General features: G+C 55.7%; 12 protein-coding genes and 3 tRNA genes. 14 read left to right on the top strand and 1 reads right to left on the bottom strand.

Going from position 1 to position 12,303, the window contains the following annotated elements:
- Positions 1 to 3 precede the first annotated feature (3 nt).
- The 7 genes from ACXAE6_RS11535 to ACXAE6_RS11565 all read left to right on the top strand — a co-directional run bounded on the left by ACXAE6_RS11535 (position 4) and on the right by ACXAE6_RS11565 (position 4,286).
- On the top strand, positions 4 to 1,236 hold the full coding sequence (locus ACXAE6_RS11535; protein WP_475147884.1) for an aspartate kinase: 1,233 nt from the start codon (positions 4 to 6) through the stop codon (positions 1,234 to 1,236).
- Between the two features lie 196 nt (positions 1,237 to 1,432).
- On the top strand, positions 1,433 to 1,627 hold the full coding sequence (csrA, locus tag ACXAE6_RS11540) for a carbon storage regulator CsrA (protein ID WP_108165838.1): 195 nt from the start codon (positions 1,433 to 1,435) through the stop codon (positions 1,625 to 1,627).
- 112 nt (positions 1,628 to 1,739) lie between these two features.
- Positions 1,740 to 1,829: transfer RNA gene (locus ACXAE6_RS11545), tRNA-Ser, on the top strand.
- Positions 1,830 to 1,911: 82 nt separating this feature from the next.
- Positions 1,912 to 1,988 (top strand) — tRNA-Arg (locus ACXAE6_RS11550).
- Positions 1,989 to 2,065: 77 nt separating this feature from the next.
- Positions 2,066 to 2,142 (top strand) — tRNA-Arg (locus tag ACXAE6_RS11555).
- A gap of 137 nt (positions 2,143 to 2,279) precedes the next feature.
- Positions 2,280 to 3,206: an AraC family transcriptional regulator gene (locus ACXAE6_RS11560; RefSeq protein ID WP_475147889.1), complete on the top strand. Its 927-nt coding sequence runs from the start codon at positions 2,280 to 2,282 to the stop codon at positions 3,204 to 3,206.
- Between the two features lie 165 nt (positions 3,207 to 3,371).
- On the top strand, positions 3,372 to 4,286 hold the full coding sequence (locus ACXAE6_RS11565) for an SDR family oxidoreductase (protein WP_475147892.1): 915 nt from the start codon (positions 3,372 to 3,374) through the stop codon (positions 4,284 to 4,286).
- Positions 4,287 to 4,308: 22 nt separating this feature from the next.
- Here ACXAE6_RS11565 and ACXAE6_RS11570 read toward each other — a convergent pair whose 3' ends face one another.
- Positions 4,309 to 5,259, bottom strand: coding sequence for a tRNA dihydrouridine synthase (locus tag ACXAE6_RS11570; protein WP_475147895.1), 951 nt, complete (start codon positions 5,257 to 5,259; stop codon positions 4,309 to 4,311).
- A 325-nt stretch (positions 5,260 to 5,584) separates the two neighbouring features.
- Here ACXAE6_RS11570 and ACXAE6_RS11575 point away from each other — a divergent pair, with 325 nt between their 5' ends.
- The 7 genes from ACXAE6_RS11575 (at position 5,585) to ACXAE6_RS11605 (ending at position 12,298) form a co-directional block, all read left to right on the top strand.
- On the top strand, positions 5,585 to 5,812 hold the full coding sequence (locus ACXAE6_RS11575; RefSeq protein ID WP_475147899.1) for an OadG family protein: 228 nt from the start codon (positions 5,585 to 5,587) through the stop codon (positions 5,810 to 5,812).
- A 42-nt stretch (positions 5,813 to 5,854) separates the two neighbouring features.
- A complete protein-coding gene (gene oadA / locus ACXAE6_RS11580) occupies positions 5,855 to 7,648 on the top strand; it encodes a sodium-extruding oxaloacetate decarboxylase subunit alpha (RefSeq protein WP_475147902.1) in 1,794 nt (597 codons plus the stop codon).
- A gap of 7 nt (positions 7,649 to 7,655) precedes the next feature.
- The gene (locus ACXAE6_RS11585; RefSeq protein WP_475147905.1) at positions 7,656 to 8,822 is read left to right on the top strand and encodes a sodium ion-translocating decarboxylase subunit beta; all 1,167 of its coding nucleotides are present in this window, start codon (positions 7,656 to 7,658) and stop codon (positions 8,820 to 8,822) included.
- 121 nt (positions 8,823 to 8,943) lie between these two features.
- On the top strand, positions 8,944 to 10,188 hold the full coding sequence (locus ACXAE6_RS11590) for a hypothetical protein (protein WP_475147907.1): 1,245 nt from the start codon (positions 8,944 to 8,946) through the stop codon (positions 10,186 to 10,188).
- Positions 10,185 to 10,883, top strand: coding sequence for an OmpA/MotB family protein (locus tag ACXAE6_RS11595; protein ID WP_475147909.1), 699 nt, complete (start codon positions 10,185 to 10,187; stop codon positions 10,881 to 10,883). Before ACXAE6_RS11590 ends, ACXAE6_RS11595 begins: the two co-directional genes overlap by 4 nt.
- Positions 10,883 to 11,377 (top strand): hypothetical protein, encoded by a 495-nt coding sequence (locus ACXAE6_RS11600; RefSeq protein ID WP_475147911.1) that lies wholly within the window; start codon positions 10,883 to 10,885, stop codon positions 11,375 to 11,377. The genes ACXAE6_RS11595 and ACXAE6_RS11600 overlap by 1 nt, the downstream gene beginning before the upstream one ends.
- Positions 11,378 to 11,452: 75 nt before the next feature.
- A complete protein-coding gene (locus tag ACXAE6_RS11605; protein ID WP_475147914.1) occupies positions 11,453 to 12,298 on the top strand; it encodes a TRAP transporter TatT component family protein in 846 nt (281 codons plus the stop codon).
- Positions 12,299 to 12,303: the final 5 nt, after the last annotated feature.

Here is a 12,303-nt window from a genome sequence, read left to right on the forward strand (position 1 = left end):
CGGATGGCGTTATACGTTCATAAGTACGGCGGCACATCAGTCGGTTCGGTTGAGCGCATCGAACATGTCGCCGATAAGGTGAAAGCCGCTCGCGATGCCGGTGACGATATTGTCGTCGTGGTGTCTGCCATGAGTGGCGAAACCAATCGCCTGGTCGATTTGGCCAAAGGCATTACTGAGCAACCCAATCCACGCGAAATGGATGTGCTGCTGTCGACCGGGGAGCAGGTCACCATCGCTTTATTAACGATGGCCTTGCATAAGCGCGGTTGTGCGGCGCGTTCCTATACGGGTGATCAGGTTCGCATTCTCACTGACAGCGCTCACACCAAGGCGCGCATTCGTCATATCGATGTCGATGCCATGCAAAAAGACCTCAAAGCCGGCCGCGTTCTGGTGGTCGCAGGTTTTCAGGGTGTCGATGAATTGGGTAATACCACAACGCTGGGCCGAGGCGGTTCCGACACCACAGCCGTTGCGCTGGCCGCTGCGTTGAAGGCCGACGAATGCCGCATCTATACCGATGTCGATGGTGTTTACACCACCGATCCGCGCGTGGTTGATAGCGCTCGTCGCCTGGAACAAATCACCTTCGAAGAAATGCTGGAAATGGCCAGTCTGGGTTCGAAAGTGTTGCAGATTCGCTCGGTCGAATTTGCGGGCAAATACAATGTACCGTTGCGGGTGCTGTCCAGCTTTGAGGATGGCCCCGGTACCCTGATTACGCTGGAGGAAGAGAGCAAGATGGAACAGCCCGTCATTTCAGGTATTGCCTTCAACCGGGACGAAGCCAAGCTGACGGTCCTCGGTGTGCCCGATATTCCGGGCGTTGCCAGCCGTATTCTGGGCCCGGTCAGCGCTGCCAATATCGAAGTGGACATGATCGTCCAGAACGTCGCGGCCGATAACAGTACCGACTTCACCTTTACCGTCCATCGCAACGATTACGAACGCGTCCAGCAGGTATTAAGCGAAGTCGCCAACGACCTGGGTGCGCGAGAAGTCCGGGGTGATTCGGCGATTGGCAAGGTGTCTATTGTCGGCGTCGGCATGCGCTCACACGCCGGTGTGGCCTCTAAGATGTTCGATACACTGGCGGCCGAAAACATCAATATCCAGATGATTTCGACCTCGGAGATCAAGGTATCGGTGGTGATCGCGGAAAAATACCTTGAATTGGCAGTACGTGCCCTCCATTCAGCATTCGAACTGGATGAGCCTGCGGAAAGCCGCTAAGGTTTCCCAGCATTATTGGTAAGAAACAGCGTTGTTCGCTGCCCCGAACGACGCTGTGGCCTGACAGTAGTTGAGTCGGCCATTGTTAGGTGTAAGTGGTCTTTCTATGGGGTGCTTGAAGTCACGACTAACGGCTGATGGCGAACCTGGTAGGAGCTGGATAATAAGTAGTTCCAGATAACTTAGGAGAATTTCGATGCTTATTTTGACTCGCCGCGTGGGTGAAACCCTGATGGTGGGTGACGAAGTAACTGTCACCGTACTTGGCGTCAAAGGGAATCAGGTCCGTATTGGCGTAAACGCGCCCAAGGATGTTGCTGTACACCGCGAGGAAATTTATCAGCGCATTCAGCGGGAAATGGGTCAGCCTGAAGGTGACGAAGAGGTTTAAGCTCATTTTAAGGCTAGCGTCGCTTGCCCGATAAGATGAGCTAATCGCTTAATTTTATTGAGTTTTTTCCTTTCATTTTGGAAATAACATGGTAAGATGCGCGCCGTTGTTCGGAGAGATGGCCGAGTGGCTGAAGGCGCGCCCCTGCTAAGGGCGTATGGGAGAAATCTCATCGAGGGTTCGAATCCCTCTCTCTCCGCCATTTGCTCTTGCAGTGCTGGTTGATTGACAGCAGCCTGTCGCAGCAAAATCGATGATCGGTCGCTGACCGGTCATCGCGTTAAGCGCCCGTAGCTCAGCTGGATAGAGTACCTGGCTACGAACCAGGCGGTCGCACGTTCGAATCGTGCCGGGCGCGCCATTTTCAAGGTCAACTTAGCCGCTTTGGTGAAGTTGATAACGCTCTCGCTTCAATAGAGCCTAAAGACGAAGCAATCCGCGCCCGTAGCTCAGCTGGATAGAGTACCTGGCTACGAACCAGGCGGTCGCACGTTCGAATCGTGCCGGGCGCGCCATTTCCCCTTTGTAATATCCCTCCTTTTGGCACTGGTCTTCCCCTCTTGTTGCGTCTTTAATCAAGCCGGCTATGGCATCGCTGTTTGGCTGCTGTACGCACTTCGCCAACGCTCTGACTCAACAAATCCAGGGGCCCATGTCGACGTCTCTGATGATGGCTGTGAACGACATTCTTGATCGGCAGCCAACCGATTCCGGTTGTTTCCATACCGCCGTTGCAGGATTGGACATTATTCGATCCTTTGCGCAGGTGGAGGCCAATCACAGCCTCTATCGTCCGTCACTGTGCGTGGTATTAACCGGTGAAAAACAGATCTTGCTGGCAGACCAATGTTTGTCCTACGGGCAAATGCAGGCTTTGGTTGTGAGTATGGACATGCCGGCCTGCGGGCGAATTGTTGAGGCTTCGAAAGCTGGCCCATTCGTGGGGATTACGCTGGAATTGGATTTTTCCGAGCTGAGTGAGTTGATCTCCCAGATGGACCGTCCGCCCGTTCCCAGCTCGGCTGAAGCAACGAGTCTGTATGTCCTTGATATCGATGATCAACTGGCCGACTGTCTGCTGCGACTGATACGCCTGTCGCAAGATCCCCAGGCGGTTCCAATTCTCGCGCCGGCCATGATGCGTGAAATTCACTACTGGCTGTTGCGCAGCCCTTATGGGGTTGAGTTGTGTAAGTTGGCCGAGCCCGAATCGCAGATGCATCGCATCGCTAAGGCGATTCAGTTGTTGCGTCAGCGCTATACCGAACCGCTGCGCGTTGAAGAAATTGCCAAGTCGGTGCAGATGAGCGCCTCGTCTTTTTATCAACACTTCAAAGCCATCACCTCGCTGTCGCCGATCCAGTATCAAAAGAAATTGCGTTTGCTCGAAGCCAGGCGGCTGATGGTCTCTGGTGCAATCCGGGTAACGGATGCGGCTTACCAGGTCGGCTACGAAAGCCTGGCTCAGTTCAGCCGCGATTACAGCCGTGAATTCGGCGCAGCCCCAAAACGCGATATCACGACATTGCGTGCTCAGTTGGCGACGGTCTATAACGGCCTGGCGATGGCTGCTAACTGAGCTCGAGATGCTGCTGCTCTGGAGCGATTTTTATTATTTGGAGAAATGAGCAAATTTTATAAGGAAAGCCGCAAGCAGATGGCCATTTGAAAGCGCACTTTAGTGGCGAATGGGCTGGTAACTATCAAGGCCAGCATTTTTCGTCACTCATTGCAGGAATTTCAGATGGCAAACTGGACTCAAGACAACATTCCCAACCTGGCGGGCCGCCTCGCCGTTATTACCGGAACCGGCGGAATTGGCTTTGAAACAGCACTGGCGATGACGCGGGCGGGAGCCAGTGTCGTCATTGCCGGCCGTGATCCGGCTAAAGGTGCCGCAGCGGTCAAACGTATCAAGCAAGCAGTACCTACAGCGCGCCTAGACTTCGGTCAGATGGATCTGGCGAATCTCGCTTCAATCAAAGCCTTCGCCACAGAGCTGGCACAGCACCAGCAGCGGTTGGATATCTTGATCAACAATGCCGGCATCATGAATCCGCCTAAGCGGCGCGAGACAGCAGACGGCTTTGAATTGCAATTGGGTACGAATTATCTGGGCCATTTTGCGCTGACGGCCCATTTGTTACCGCTGCTGAAAGCGGGTGATAGACCTCGGGTGGTTTCACTGAGCAGTGTTGCAGCCCGTTCCGGTGCTATTGATCTGAGCGACCTGCAGGCACAGCGCCGTTATGTGCCTATGGTGAGTTACAGTCAGTCGAAACTGGCGTGTCTGATGTTTGCGTTGGAACTCAATCGGCGCAGTGAAGATGCAGGCTGGGGGATTAGCAGCCTTGCCGCCCATCCGGGTGTTTCACGCACTGACTTGTTGCCCAATGGCCCTGGTGCGAGCAGCGTGCAAGCGCGGATACGCCGTTATTTGCCGTTTCTGTTTCAGCCTGCTTGGCAGGGTGCTTTACCCAGTCTCTATGCCGCGACTGAACCGATGGCCAAAGGCGGGCACTATTATGGGCCGGACCGACTCGGCGGCACACGCGGTTACCCCAAAGAAGAAACACCGCCGAAACAGGCGTTAGATCAGACGGTATCGGTACAGTTGTGGGCCCGGTCGGAGGCGCTCACTGGGGCGCACTTTGACTGACCCGGTTGGCGTTGATTAAAGATTAAGGCGTCGTCTGGGTCAGTGGTTGCAAGCGCTGATCCAGACGTTTCAAATCCCGTTCGCCTCGCACGCCTTGCCACAGCTGTTCGGCTTCCGGATGGACCTGCCGTAAATGGTTCAGCCACTGTTTCAATCGACCGGCGCAGTAACGTTCCGGCATCACTTGTCTAACTTCGCCCCAAAACTGCGTGATTAACGGCGCCAGCTGTGACCAACGGGTTTTGTCGGTGGTGGCGGTGTTGCGAATGCGTGCCGCCAGATCCGGATTGCGGATTGCGCCCCGACCGAGCATCACGTCCTCGGTGCCGACGATGCTGACACAGCGTCGATAGTCCCCGGGCGTCCAGATATCGCCATTGGCAATCAGTGGCAGTCGAATGTGTTCGGCCAGCTTTGCTAACTGATCCCAGTGCGCCGGCGGTGCATAGCCCTGAGCTTTGGTGCGGGCGTGGACCGTCAGTTCGGTTGCGCCAGCACTCTCAATGGCCTGGGCGTTTTCAATCATCAGGCTGGCATCGTCATAACCCAGACGCATCTTGGCGGAAACCACTACCTCGGCGGGTAATGCCTGGCGGACGGCTTGAACCACTCGATAGAGTGTTTCCGGCTCGCGCAGCAAGATGGCACCTCCCTGGCTGCGATTGACCGTCTTGCTGGGGCAGCCGAAATTCAAATCGATGCCGAAAGAACCCAGTTCAATCGCTTTTTGCGCGTTCGCCGCCATGGCATCCAGATGATTGCCCAGCAATTGCACGCGCACTGGTGTGCCACTGGCGGTTTGCCCGTTATTCAGCAGTTCCGGGCAGACGCGATGAAAGACGCTGTCCGGCAAAGGCCGATCCACCACGCGCACAAATTCCGATACCACCCAGTCGAAGCCGCCTTGGGCGGTAATCAGGCGGCGTAGAAAGTGGTCGGCGAGGCCTTCCATAGGAGCGAGAATCAAGCGCATGGGAGTCTGAATCGGTGGTTTGCAATGCGCCGAAAGTCTAGTCGAACGCTAGGCTGGATCAAGAGAAAAAGCGCTGTCAATTCAAGATCTTGCAATGAATTGTTGTGAAAGTTGCCGAACCGGTCTCGGTTGCTTGTGTTCTCATTCTTGGGGTAACCTTTAGCGCGCTTGGGCTTGTCCGCCCGCTGGTCGCGGATAACAAATAAGTACAATGAAAGGGCCATTTGAGTGCCCGTTTGAAACCCAACAGCCCGGCCGCCAGGGTCCCGGCCATCTCGAATCGGTCGGACCGAGTGCGTCTGCCGGTAGAGCAAGGACCTGTGCAATGACGAATCTGATGATGAACGGACTTGAGCTAATGCTGCTGGGCATGGGCACCGTCTTCGTCTTCCTCACCTTCCTGGTGATCGGCACCCTGGTGATGTCACGACTGATCATGCTGGCACCGGGAACCCCCGAACCTGAACCTAAGCGCGCTGGCCGTAATGGCCGCGACGACCTGTCTGAGGTCGCAGCGGTGGCTGCTGCGGTCAAGGCGGTACACAGCCGCTGAAACTGATAAAGCACTACGAATTCCACCCTAAGGGCGAGCACCATGACGACTCATAAAAATCCAATACAACTGACAGACGTCGTGCTGCGCGACGCTCATCAGTCACTGTTCGCGACCCGCCTGCGTCTCGACGACATGCTGCCGATCTGTGAAAAGCTCGATCAAATTGGCTACTGGTCGGTCGAATCCTGGGGCGGCGCCACCTTCGATGCCTGCATTCGTTACCTGGGTGAAGATCCCTGGGAGCGCATTCGTGAATTGAAGAAGGCGATGCCCAATACCCGTCAGCAGATGTTGCTGCGCGGCCAGAATTTGCTCGGTTACCGCCATTACGCCGACGATGTAGTCGATCGCTTTGTAGAACGCGCCGTGACCAATGGCGTGGATGTGTTCCGAGTGTTTGATGCCATGAACGACCCGCGTAACCTGCAGCGCGCCATGGCGGCGGTGAAGAAAAACGGCGCCCACGCTCAGGGCACCATTTCCTACACCACCAGCCCGGTACACAACACCGACGCCTGGGTGGAGCTGGCGCAACAGGTAGCCGATATGGGCGCCGACTCGCTGGCGATTAAAGATATGGCCGGCATTCTGACACCTTACGACGCTTACGAACTGGTCAGTCGTTTAAAGGCCACGCTCGATATTCCCATTGCGCTGCATTGCCACGCGACGGCAGGTCTATCGTCAATGACCATTATGAAAGCCATCGAAGCTGGCATTGATCGGGTCGATACCGCTATTTCGTCGATGTCGATGACCTACGGCCATTCGCCGACAGAATCGATTGTCGCCATGTTGCAGGGCACCGACCGTGATCCGGGTTTTGATCTGCACAAGCTCGAAGAAATCGCCGCCTATTTCCGCAGCGTGCGCAAAAAGTACGCCGCTTTCGAAGGCCAGTTGCGCGGTGTCGATTCCCGCATTCTGGTGGCTCAGGTGCCTGGCGGCATGCTGACCAATATGGAAAGCCAACTGAAAGAGCAGGGCGCTGGCGACAAATTCGATCAGGTGCTCGAAGAAATTCCGCGCGTGCGTGAAGACCTCGGTTTTATCCCCCTGGTTACGCCGACTTCTCAGATCGTTGGTACCCAGGCGGTGCTCAATGTACTGACCGGTGAGCGCTACAAGTCGATCTCTAAAGAAACCCAGGCCATCCTTAAAGGCGAATACGGTGCCGCGCCGGCGCCGTTCAACAGCGACTTGCAAAACAAGGTGCTCGATGGTTCGGAAGCGATCAGTTGCCGCCCGGCGGATTTGATCGAAGCCGAGATGGATCGACTCAGTGATGAGCTCGCCGGTATCGCCAAAGAAAAAGGCTTTCAACTGGCGGACGCAGCCGTCGACGATGTACTGACCTACGCCTTGTTCCCGCAGATCGGTTTGAAATTCCTGGAAAACCGCGGCAACCCGGATGCGTTTGAGCCGGTGCCGACCGAAGCCAGCGCTGCGCCAGCGAAAGCAGGCGGTGATAGCGGCACTTACACTGTTGAAGTGAATGGCAAGTCTTATGTCGCTGAAGTGGATGCCAGCGGTGATGTCAGTGTCAGCATCAACGGCAAAGCCTATAAGACGCGCATCAGTGAAGGGGGTGACGTCTCGGCATCCGCAGTGCCTGCTGCCAGTGGCTTGGATATACCAGCCCCCCTGGCCGGCAACATCTTCAAGGTGTTGGTGCAGCCGGGCGACAGCGTGGAAGAGGGTGAGGTCGTGATGATCCTCGAGGCGATGAAGATGGAGACCGAAGTCAGTGCTCCGCAGGCGGGCACTGTTAGTGCTGTTTCGGTCAAGGCGGGCGACTCAGTCTCCGTCGGTGACACCCTGCTGACGCTGTGAGGATGGCATGGATAAACTGAATCTGTTGTTGAGTCAGTCGGGTTTCGCCAACCTGACCATCGGCCAGTTGTCGATGATTTTGGTCGGGCTGCTGCTGATCTTCCTGGCCATCCGCAAGGGCTTTGAACCCTTGCTGCTGTTGCCCATCGGCTTCGGCGCCATCCTGGTCAATATTCCCGAAGCCGGCATGTACGCAGCGCCGGTCTATGACGCCGAAGGCCACTTGTTGGCGGCGGGCGGGCTGCTGTATTACGTCTACCACGTGGGTATCGAAAGTGGGGTTTTCCCGCTGCTGATCTTTATGGGCGTCGGCGCCATGACCGATTTCGGCCCGATGCTGGCGAATCCCAAAACCTTGTTCCTGGGTGCGGCTGCGCAGTTTGGCATTTTTGGCACCATCATCGGCGCGGTCTGGATGAGCTCGATGGGCTGGATGGATTTCTCGCTCACCGATGCCGCCGCCATTGGCATTATCGGTGGTGCTGACGGACCGACGTCCATCTTTATCGCCAGCCGACTGGCGCCGGAACTGCTTGGTGCCATTGCGGTGGCAGCCTACAGCTATATGGCGCTGGTGCCCCTGATTCAGCCGCCGATCATGCGCCTGCTCACCACCAAGAAAGAACGCGCCATCACCATGACGCAGCTGCGCGTGGTGTCTAAGCGCGAGAAGATCATCTTCCCTTTGTTGGTGTTGGTCCTGGTGGCGTTGTTTCTGCCGTCGGCGACGCCGCTGTTGGGCATGTTCTGTTTCGGTAATCTGATGCGTGAAAGTGGTGTCGTCGAGCGCCTGAGCGACACGGCCCAGAATGCCTTGATGAATACCGTGACTATTTTTCTCGGTCTGGCGGTCGGCTCCAAACTGAGTGCTGAGGCGTTTTTGAATGTCGAGACACTGGGTATTCTGCTGCTCGGTCTGGCGGCTTTCTGCGTCGGCACCATGGCCGGTTTGCTGATGGCCAAGCTGATGAACGCCTTCAGTAAAACGCCGATCAATCCGCTGATTGGTTCGGCCGGTGTTTCCGCCGTGCCAATGGCCGCGCGGGTGTCCAACAAGGTGGGACTGGAAGCTAACAACCAGAACTTCCTGCTGATGCACGCCATGGGCCCGAACGTGGCCGGCGTGATCGGTTCAGCCGTGGCTGCCGGTGTGTTGCTGGCCTATTTGGGCTGAAACCGGTCGCTGTCGAATCAACGCCGCCTTCGGGCGGCGTTTTTCGTTCTGGTGAGCTATTTGGTCGCCCGCTCGGCCATGGCATACTGCCGTTTTGATTTTTCCTCTTTAAGGATGGTTCATGGAAATTCTGGCGTCGTTTTCGGCCCTGACCTGGTTCTTTATGGTGGCGATTCTGGGCTTATTGCTGTATTTCCACGGCCCGGTTTATTCAGCTCATACGGCCAACTACACCCCCAGTATTCTGACCTCCATCGGCATCTTCGGTACCTTTATCGGGGTGGCGCTGGGTCTGGCCAGCTTTGATACCAGCGATATTCAGGCCAGCGTGCCCGACCTGCTGAACGGTCTGAAAACCGCCTTCTGGACGTCGATTGCCGGCCTGGCGGGCGCCTTGACGATTAAGTTTCGTTACGCCATTTCCAGCATGAGAGTGCGGGCGCATCGCGAAGCCAAACAGACGGCGACAATGGACGACCTGGCCTGGCATCTGGAACGTATTTCCAACCACCTCAGCGGTGAGGAAGACGAAGCGCTGACCGTCATGCTTAAAGATCAGCACCAGGCACAATTGGCGCGTCAGCAGGAAATGGTCGATGTCATCCGTAACTACCAGGCGGATATGACCGAGGCCAACAAGACCGCGCTGCAGGAAGCCATTGGCCATGTGATGCGCGAATTCAATACCCGCATTGAAGAGCAATATGGCGAAAACTTCCGTCGGCTGAACGAAGCCGTGGGCCGCATGGCGGAATGGCAGCAGCAGAACCGTGAACAAATCAACGAGTTGGTTGAGAGCAATAAGATCAGCGCCGAAAGCGCGCGTGCCGGTGCCGAGGCGTTCGAGCGGTTGATCAAGCAGACGCAGTCTTTCACCAGTGTCGCTGAAGATATGGAAACCCTGCTATCGGCGTTGCGTACCCAGAGCGAAAACCTGCGTGATTACCTGTCGACCTTCTCGTCGCTGGTGGCCGATGCGCATCAGGGCTTGCCGCAGTTGGAGAATCGCATTCTGCAATTGACCGATAGCTTGAGAGATGTGGTCGAAGGCCAGGGCGCCCAGATGCGTCAGCTGCTGGAAGATGCTGCCGGCGGCATTCGCGATACCAGCGAGAAAGTGAACGAAGCGCTGGTTAATGGCACCACCACGGCGCAAACCCGTCTGGGTCAGCAGTTGAATGATTTGCTGGAGCGTAATGACGTGCAGATCAAAAAGCTGGATGAAGCCATGGAAGCCGAACTGAACAAGGCACTGAAATCCTTTGGTTATCAGCTGACCGCTTTGTCGGAGAAATTCGTTAACGACTACACGCCGCTGACCGATCGTCTGCATGACCTGATCAAGGCTGCGGAAGCGTCCAAATGAACAGCGATCAGGAACACATCGAACAGGAAGAGCATTGGGTCTCGGTCAGTGACCTGATGGCCGGCTTGATGATGGTCTTTTTGTTAGTGGCCATCGTCTTTATGGTCAATGCCGAAATTGAACGCAACAAGGTGCGCGATGTGGCGATTTTGTACGATCGCTTGCGTACCCAGTTGTATCAGGATCTGGTTAATGAATTCGCTCCGGATCTTGATCGTTGGGGAGCGGAAATCGATCCCGACCTGAGCATTCGTTTTAATCGCGAGGAGCTGACCTTCGCTCAGGGCGAAAGCAATTTGCGGCCTGAATTTGAAGATATTTTGAGTGAATTTTTCCCGCGTTATCTGCGCATTATTACCTCGGAAAAATACCGTCACGACATTGCCGAAGTGCGCATCGAAGGACACACCTCCAGCGGTTGGGCCGGACAAAGCGAAGATGCTGCCTATATTCTGAATATGGGACTGAGCCAGGCGCGTACCCGTTCAGCGCTCGATTACGTGTTGAATCTGGATGCGGTGGAAGGCGAACGCACTTGGCTGAAACAACATATGACCGCCAATGGTTTATCGTCTTCGAAACCGGTGCTCAATGCCAATGGCAATGAAGATTCTGACCGTTCCCGGCGCGTCGAATTTCGGGTACGGACCGATGCGGAAAGTCGTATCGCTTCCATTCTTGAGAGTCAGCTGTAATGGAATTGCAGGACTTTCTGGAGTTCGAACCGTTCAACCAATTACGAGCGGCCATGGGTACCGACCAGCTTGGTTATTTCGAGCTGTTCGATCCTAATATTCACCTGACCGGCGATGAGCGTTCGCTATTGGAGCGACAGGGTCTGACCTTGCCCCGTCAGCAGGTGGGACGGTTGCTCGATCATACGCTGTGCTACAAGAACAGTCGGGTGGTGCTGGTGGGTCAGGGTTGTTATCACCTGTCACACTGCGAGTCGTTGCAGGCGGATCATGAAGTGACCATTGCCACCAGTATGCAGTCTTTGAGTCCGGTATTGTCCGTCTGTCCGGCTTGTCTGCAATTACTGGGTTACCAGGGTTACGACGCCCAGAAGGCGCGTAAGGAAGGTTACAATGCCCGGGTGTTGGCAGACTTTGCACTGCCGCAATTCTGGCAGGAGTATCCGCCTTATCCGATCAAGCGTGATCGTGAATTGGTTAAAGCCCTGGATTGAAACCCTGTTTGCTCTGTCACGGATATTCAATCGGGTTCGGTTATACTGCCGCCCCCATTTTTGATGAGGAATCGCATGTCTCGCCTTCGCCTCTTGGTTGTATCTGTTCTGGTTGTGTTGCTCACCGGCTGCGCAGCCCGGCAAATACCCGACAATCTGTCCAGCGCCATCCTTGACAGCGACGATCTGCAAACCGTGCAAGACGGCTTGCCCAGCTATCTGCTGATGATTGATGCGCTGGTGGAAACCTATCCTAAAAGCGAAGAGATGAAGCGTACGGCAGCCACCTTGAATGGCGCCTACGCCGGTGTCTTTGTCGAGGTCGAAGCGGTTGAACGCCGTCAAAACATGACCGCCAAGGCGCTGAATTACGCCTTCGATGCCTTCTGTACCTATGACAAAGATGCATGCGGTCTGCGCGATGTACCGCCGGACGAACTGGCCTCCATCCTGACTCAGTGGGATGACGAGGATGACCTGCCGTATCTGTATACAGTGGGTACCACCTGGGCGGGCTATATCCAGGCCCACAGTGATGACTGGCTGGCGGTTGCTGAACTCGGTCAGGCGCAGTCTGTTTTAGAGCAGGCAGTGAGTATTGAGCCGGAGTATGAGAAAGGCACGGCCCTGCTGTATCTGGGCGTTATGAACTCGATTCTGCCGCCGAGCCTGGGTGGTAAGCCGGAGGTCGCTCAGGATTATTTTGAACGTGCGCTGGCTGCCGCTGACGGCGATAACCTCATCATTCAGGTCTACTACGCTTCTCAGTACGCACGCTTGTTGTTTGACCGGGAACTGCACGACCGTTTGCTTCAGGAGGTATTAAGCAGTGATCCCTATGTTGAAGGACTGACGCTGCAGAACATTTATGCGCAGCAAGAGGCCGCTCGTTTGCTGGCCAGTGCTGACGATTATTTTTAAAGGAT

The organism is Saccharospirillum sp. ABV4_185 (assembly GCF_056159245.1).

Coding starts and splice junctions, on each gene's coding strand:
- ACXAE6_RS11535 (WP_475147884.1), top strand. CDS start 4: ATGGCGTTATACGTTCATAAGTACGGCGGCACATCAGTCGGTTCGGTT.
- csrA (WP_108165838.1), top strand. CDS start 1,433: ATGCTTATTTTGACTCGCCGCGTGGGTGAAACCCTGATGGTGGGTGAC.
- ACXAE6_RS11560 (WP_475147889.1), top strand. CDS start 2,280: ATGTCGACGTCTCTGATGATGGCTGTGAACGACATTCTTGATCGGCAG.
- ACXAE6_RS11565 (WP_475147892.1), top strand. CDS start 3,372: ATGGCAAACTGGACTCAAGACAACATTCCCAACCTGGCGGGCCGCCTC.
- ACXAE6_RS11570 (WP_475147895.1), bottom strand. CDS start 5,259: ATGCGCTTGATTCTCGCTCCTATGGAAGGCCTCGCCGACCACTTTCTA.
- ACXAE6_RS11575 (WP_475147899.1), top strand. CDS start 5,585: ATGACGAATCTGATGATGAACGGACTTGAGCTAATGCTGCTGGGCATG.
- oadA (WP_475147902.1), top strand. CDS start 5,855: ATGACGACTCATAAAAATCCAATACAACTGACAGACGTCGTGCTGCGC.
- ACXAE6_RS11585 (WP_475147905.1), top strand. CDS start 7,656: ATGGATAAACTGAATCTGTTGTTGAGTCAGTCGGGTTTCGCCAACCTG.
- ACXAE6_RS11590 (WP_475147907.1), top strand. CDS start 8,944: ATGGAAATTCTGGCGTCGTTTTCGGCCCTGACCTGGTTCTTTATGGTG.
- ACXAE6_RS11595 (WP_475147909.1), top strand. CDS start 10,185: ATGAACAGCGATCAGGAACACATCGAACAGGAAGAGCATTGGGTCTCG.
- ACXAE6_RS11600 (WP_475147911.1), top strand. CDS start 10,883: ATGGAATTGCAGGACTTTCTGGAGTTCGAACCGTTCAACCAATTACGA.
- ACXAE6_RS11605 (WP_475147914.1), top strand. CDS start 11,453: ATGTCTCGCCTTCGCCTCTTGGTTGTATCTGTTCTGGTTGTGTTGCTC.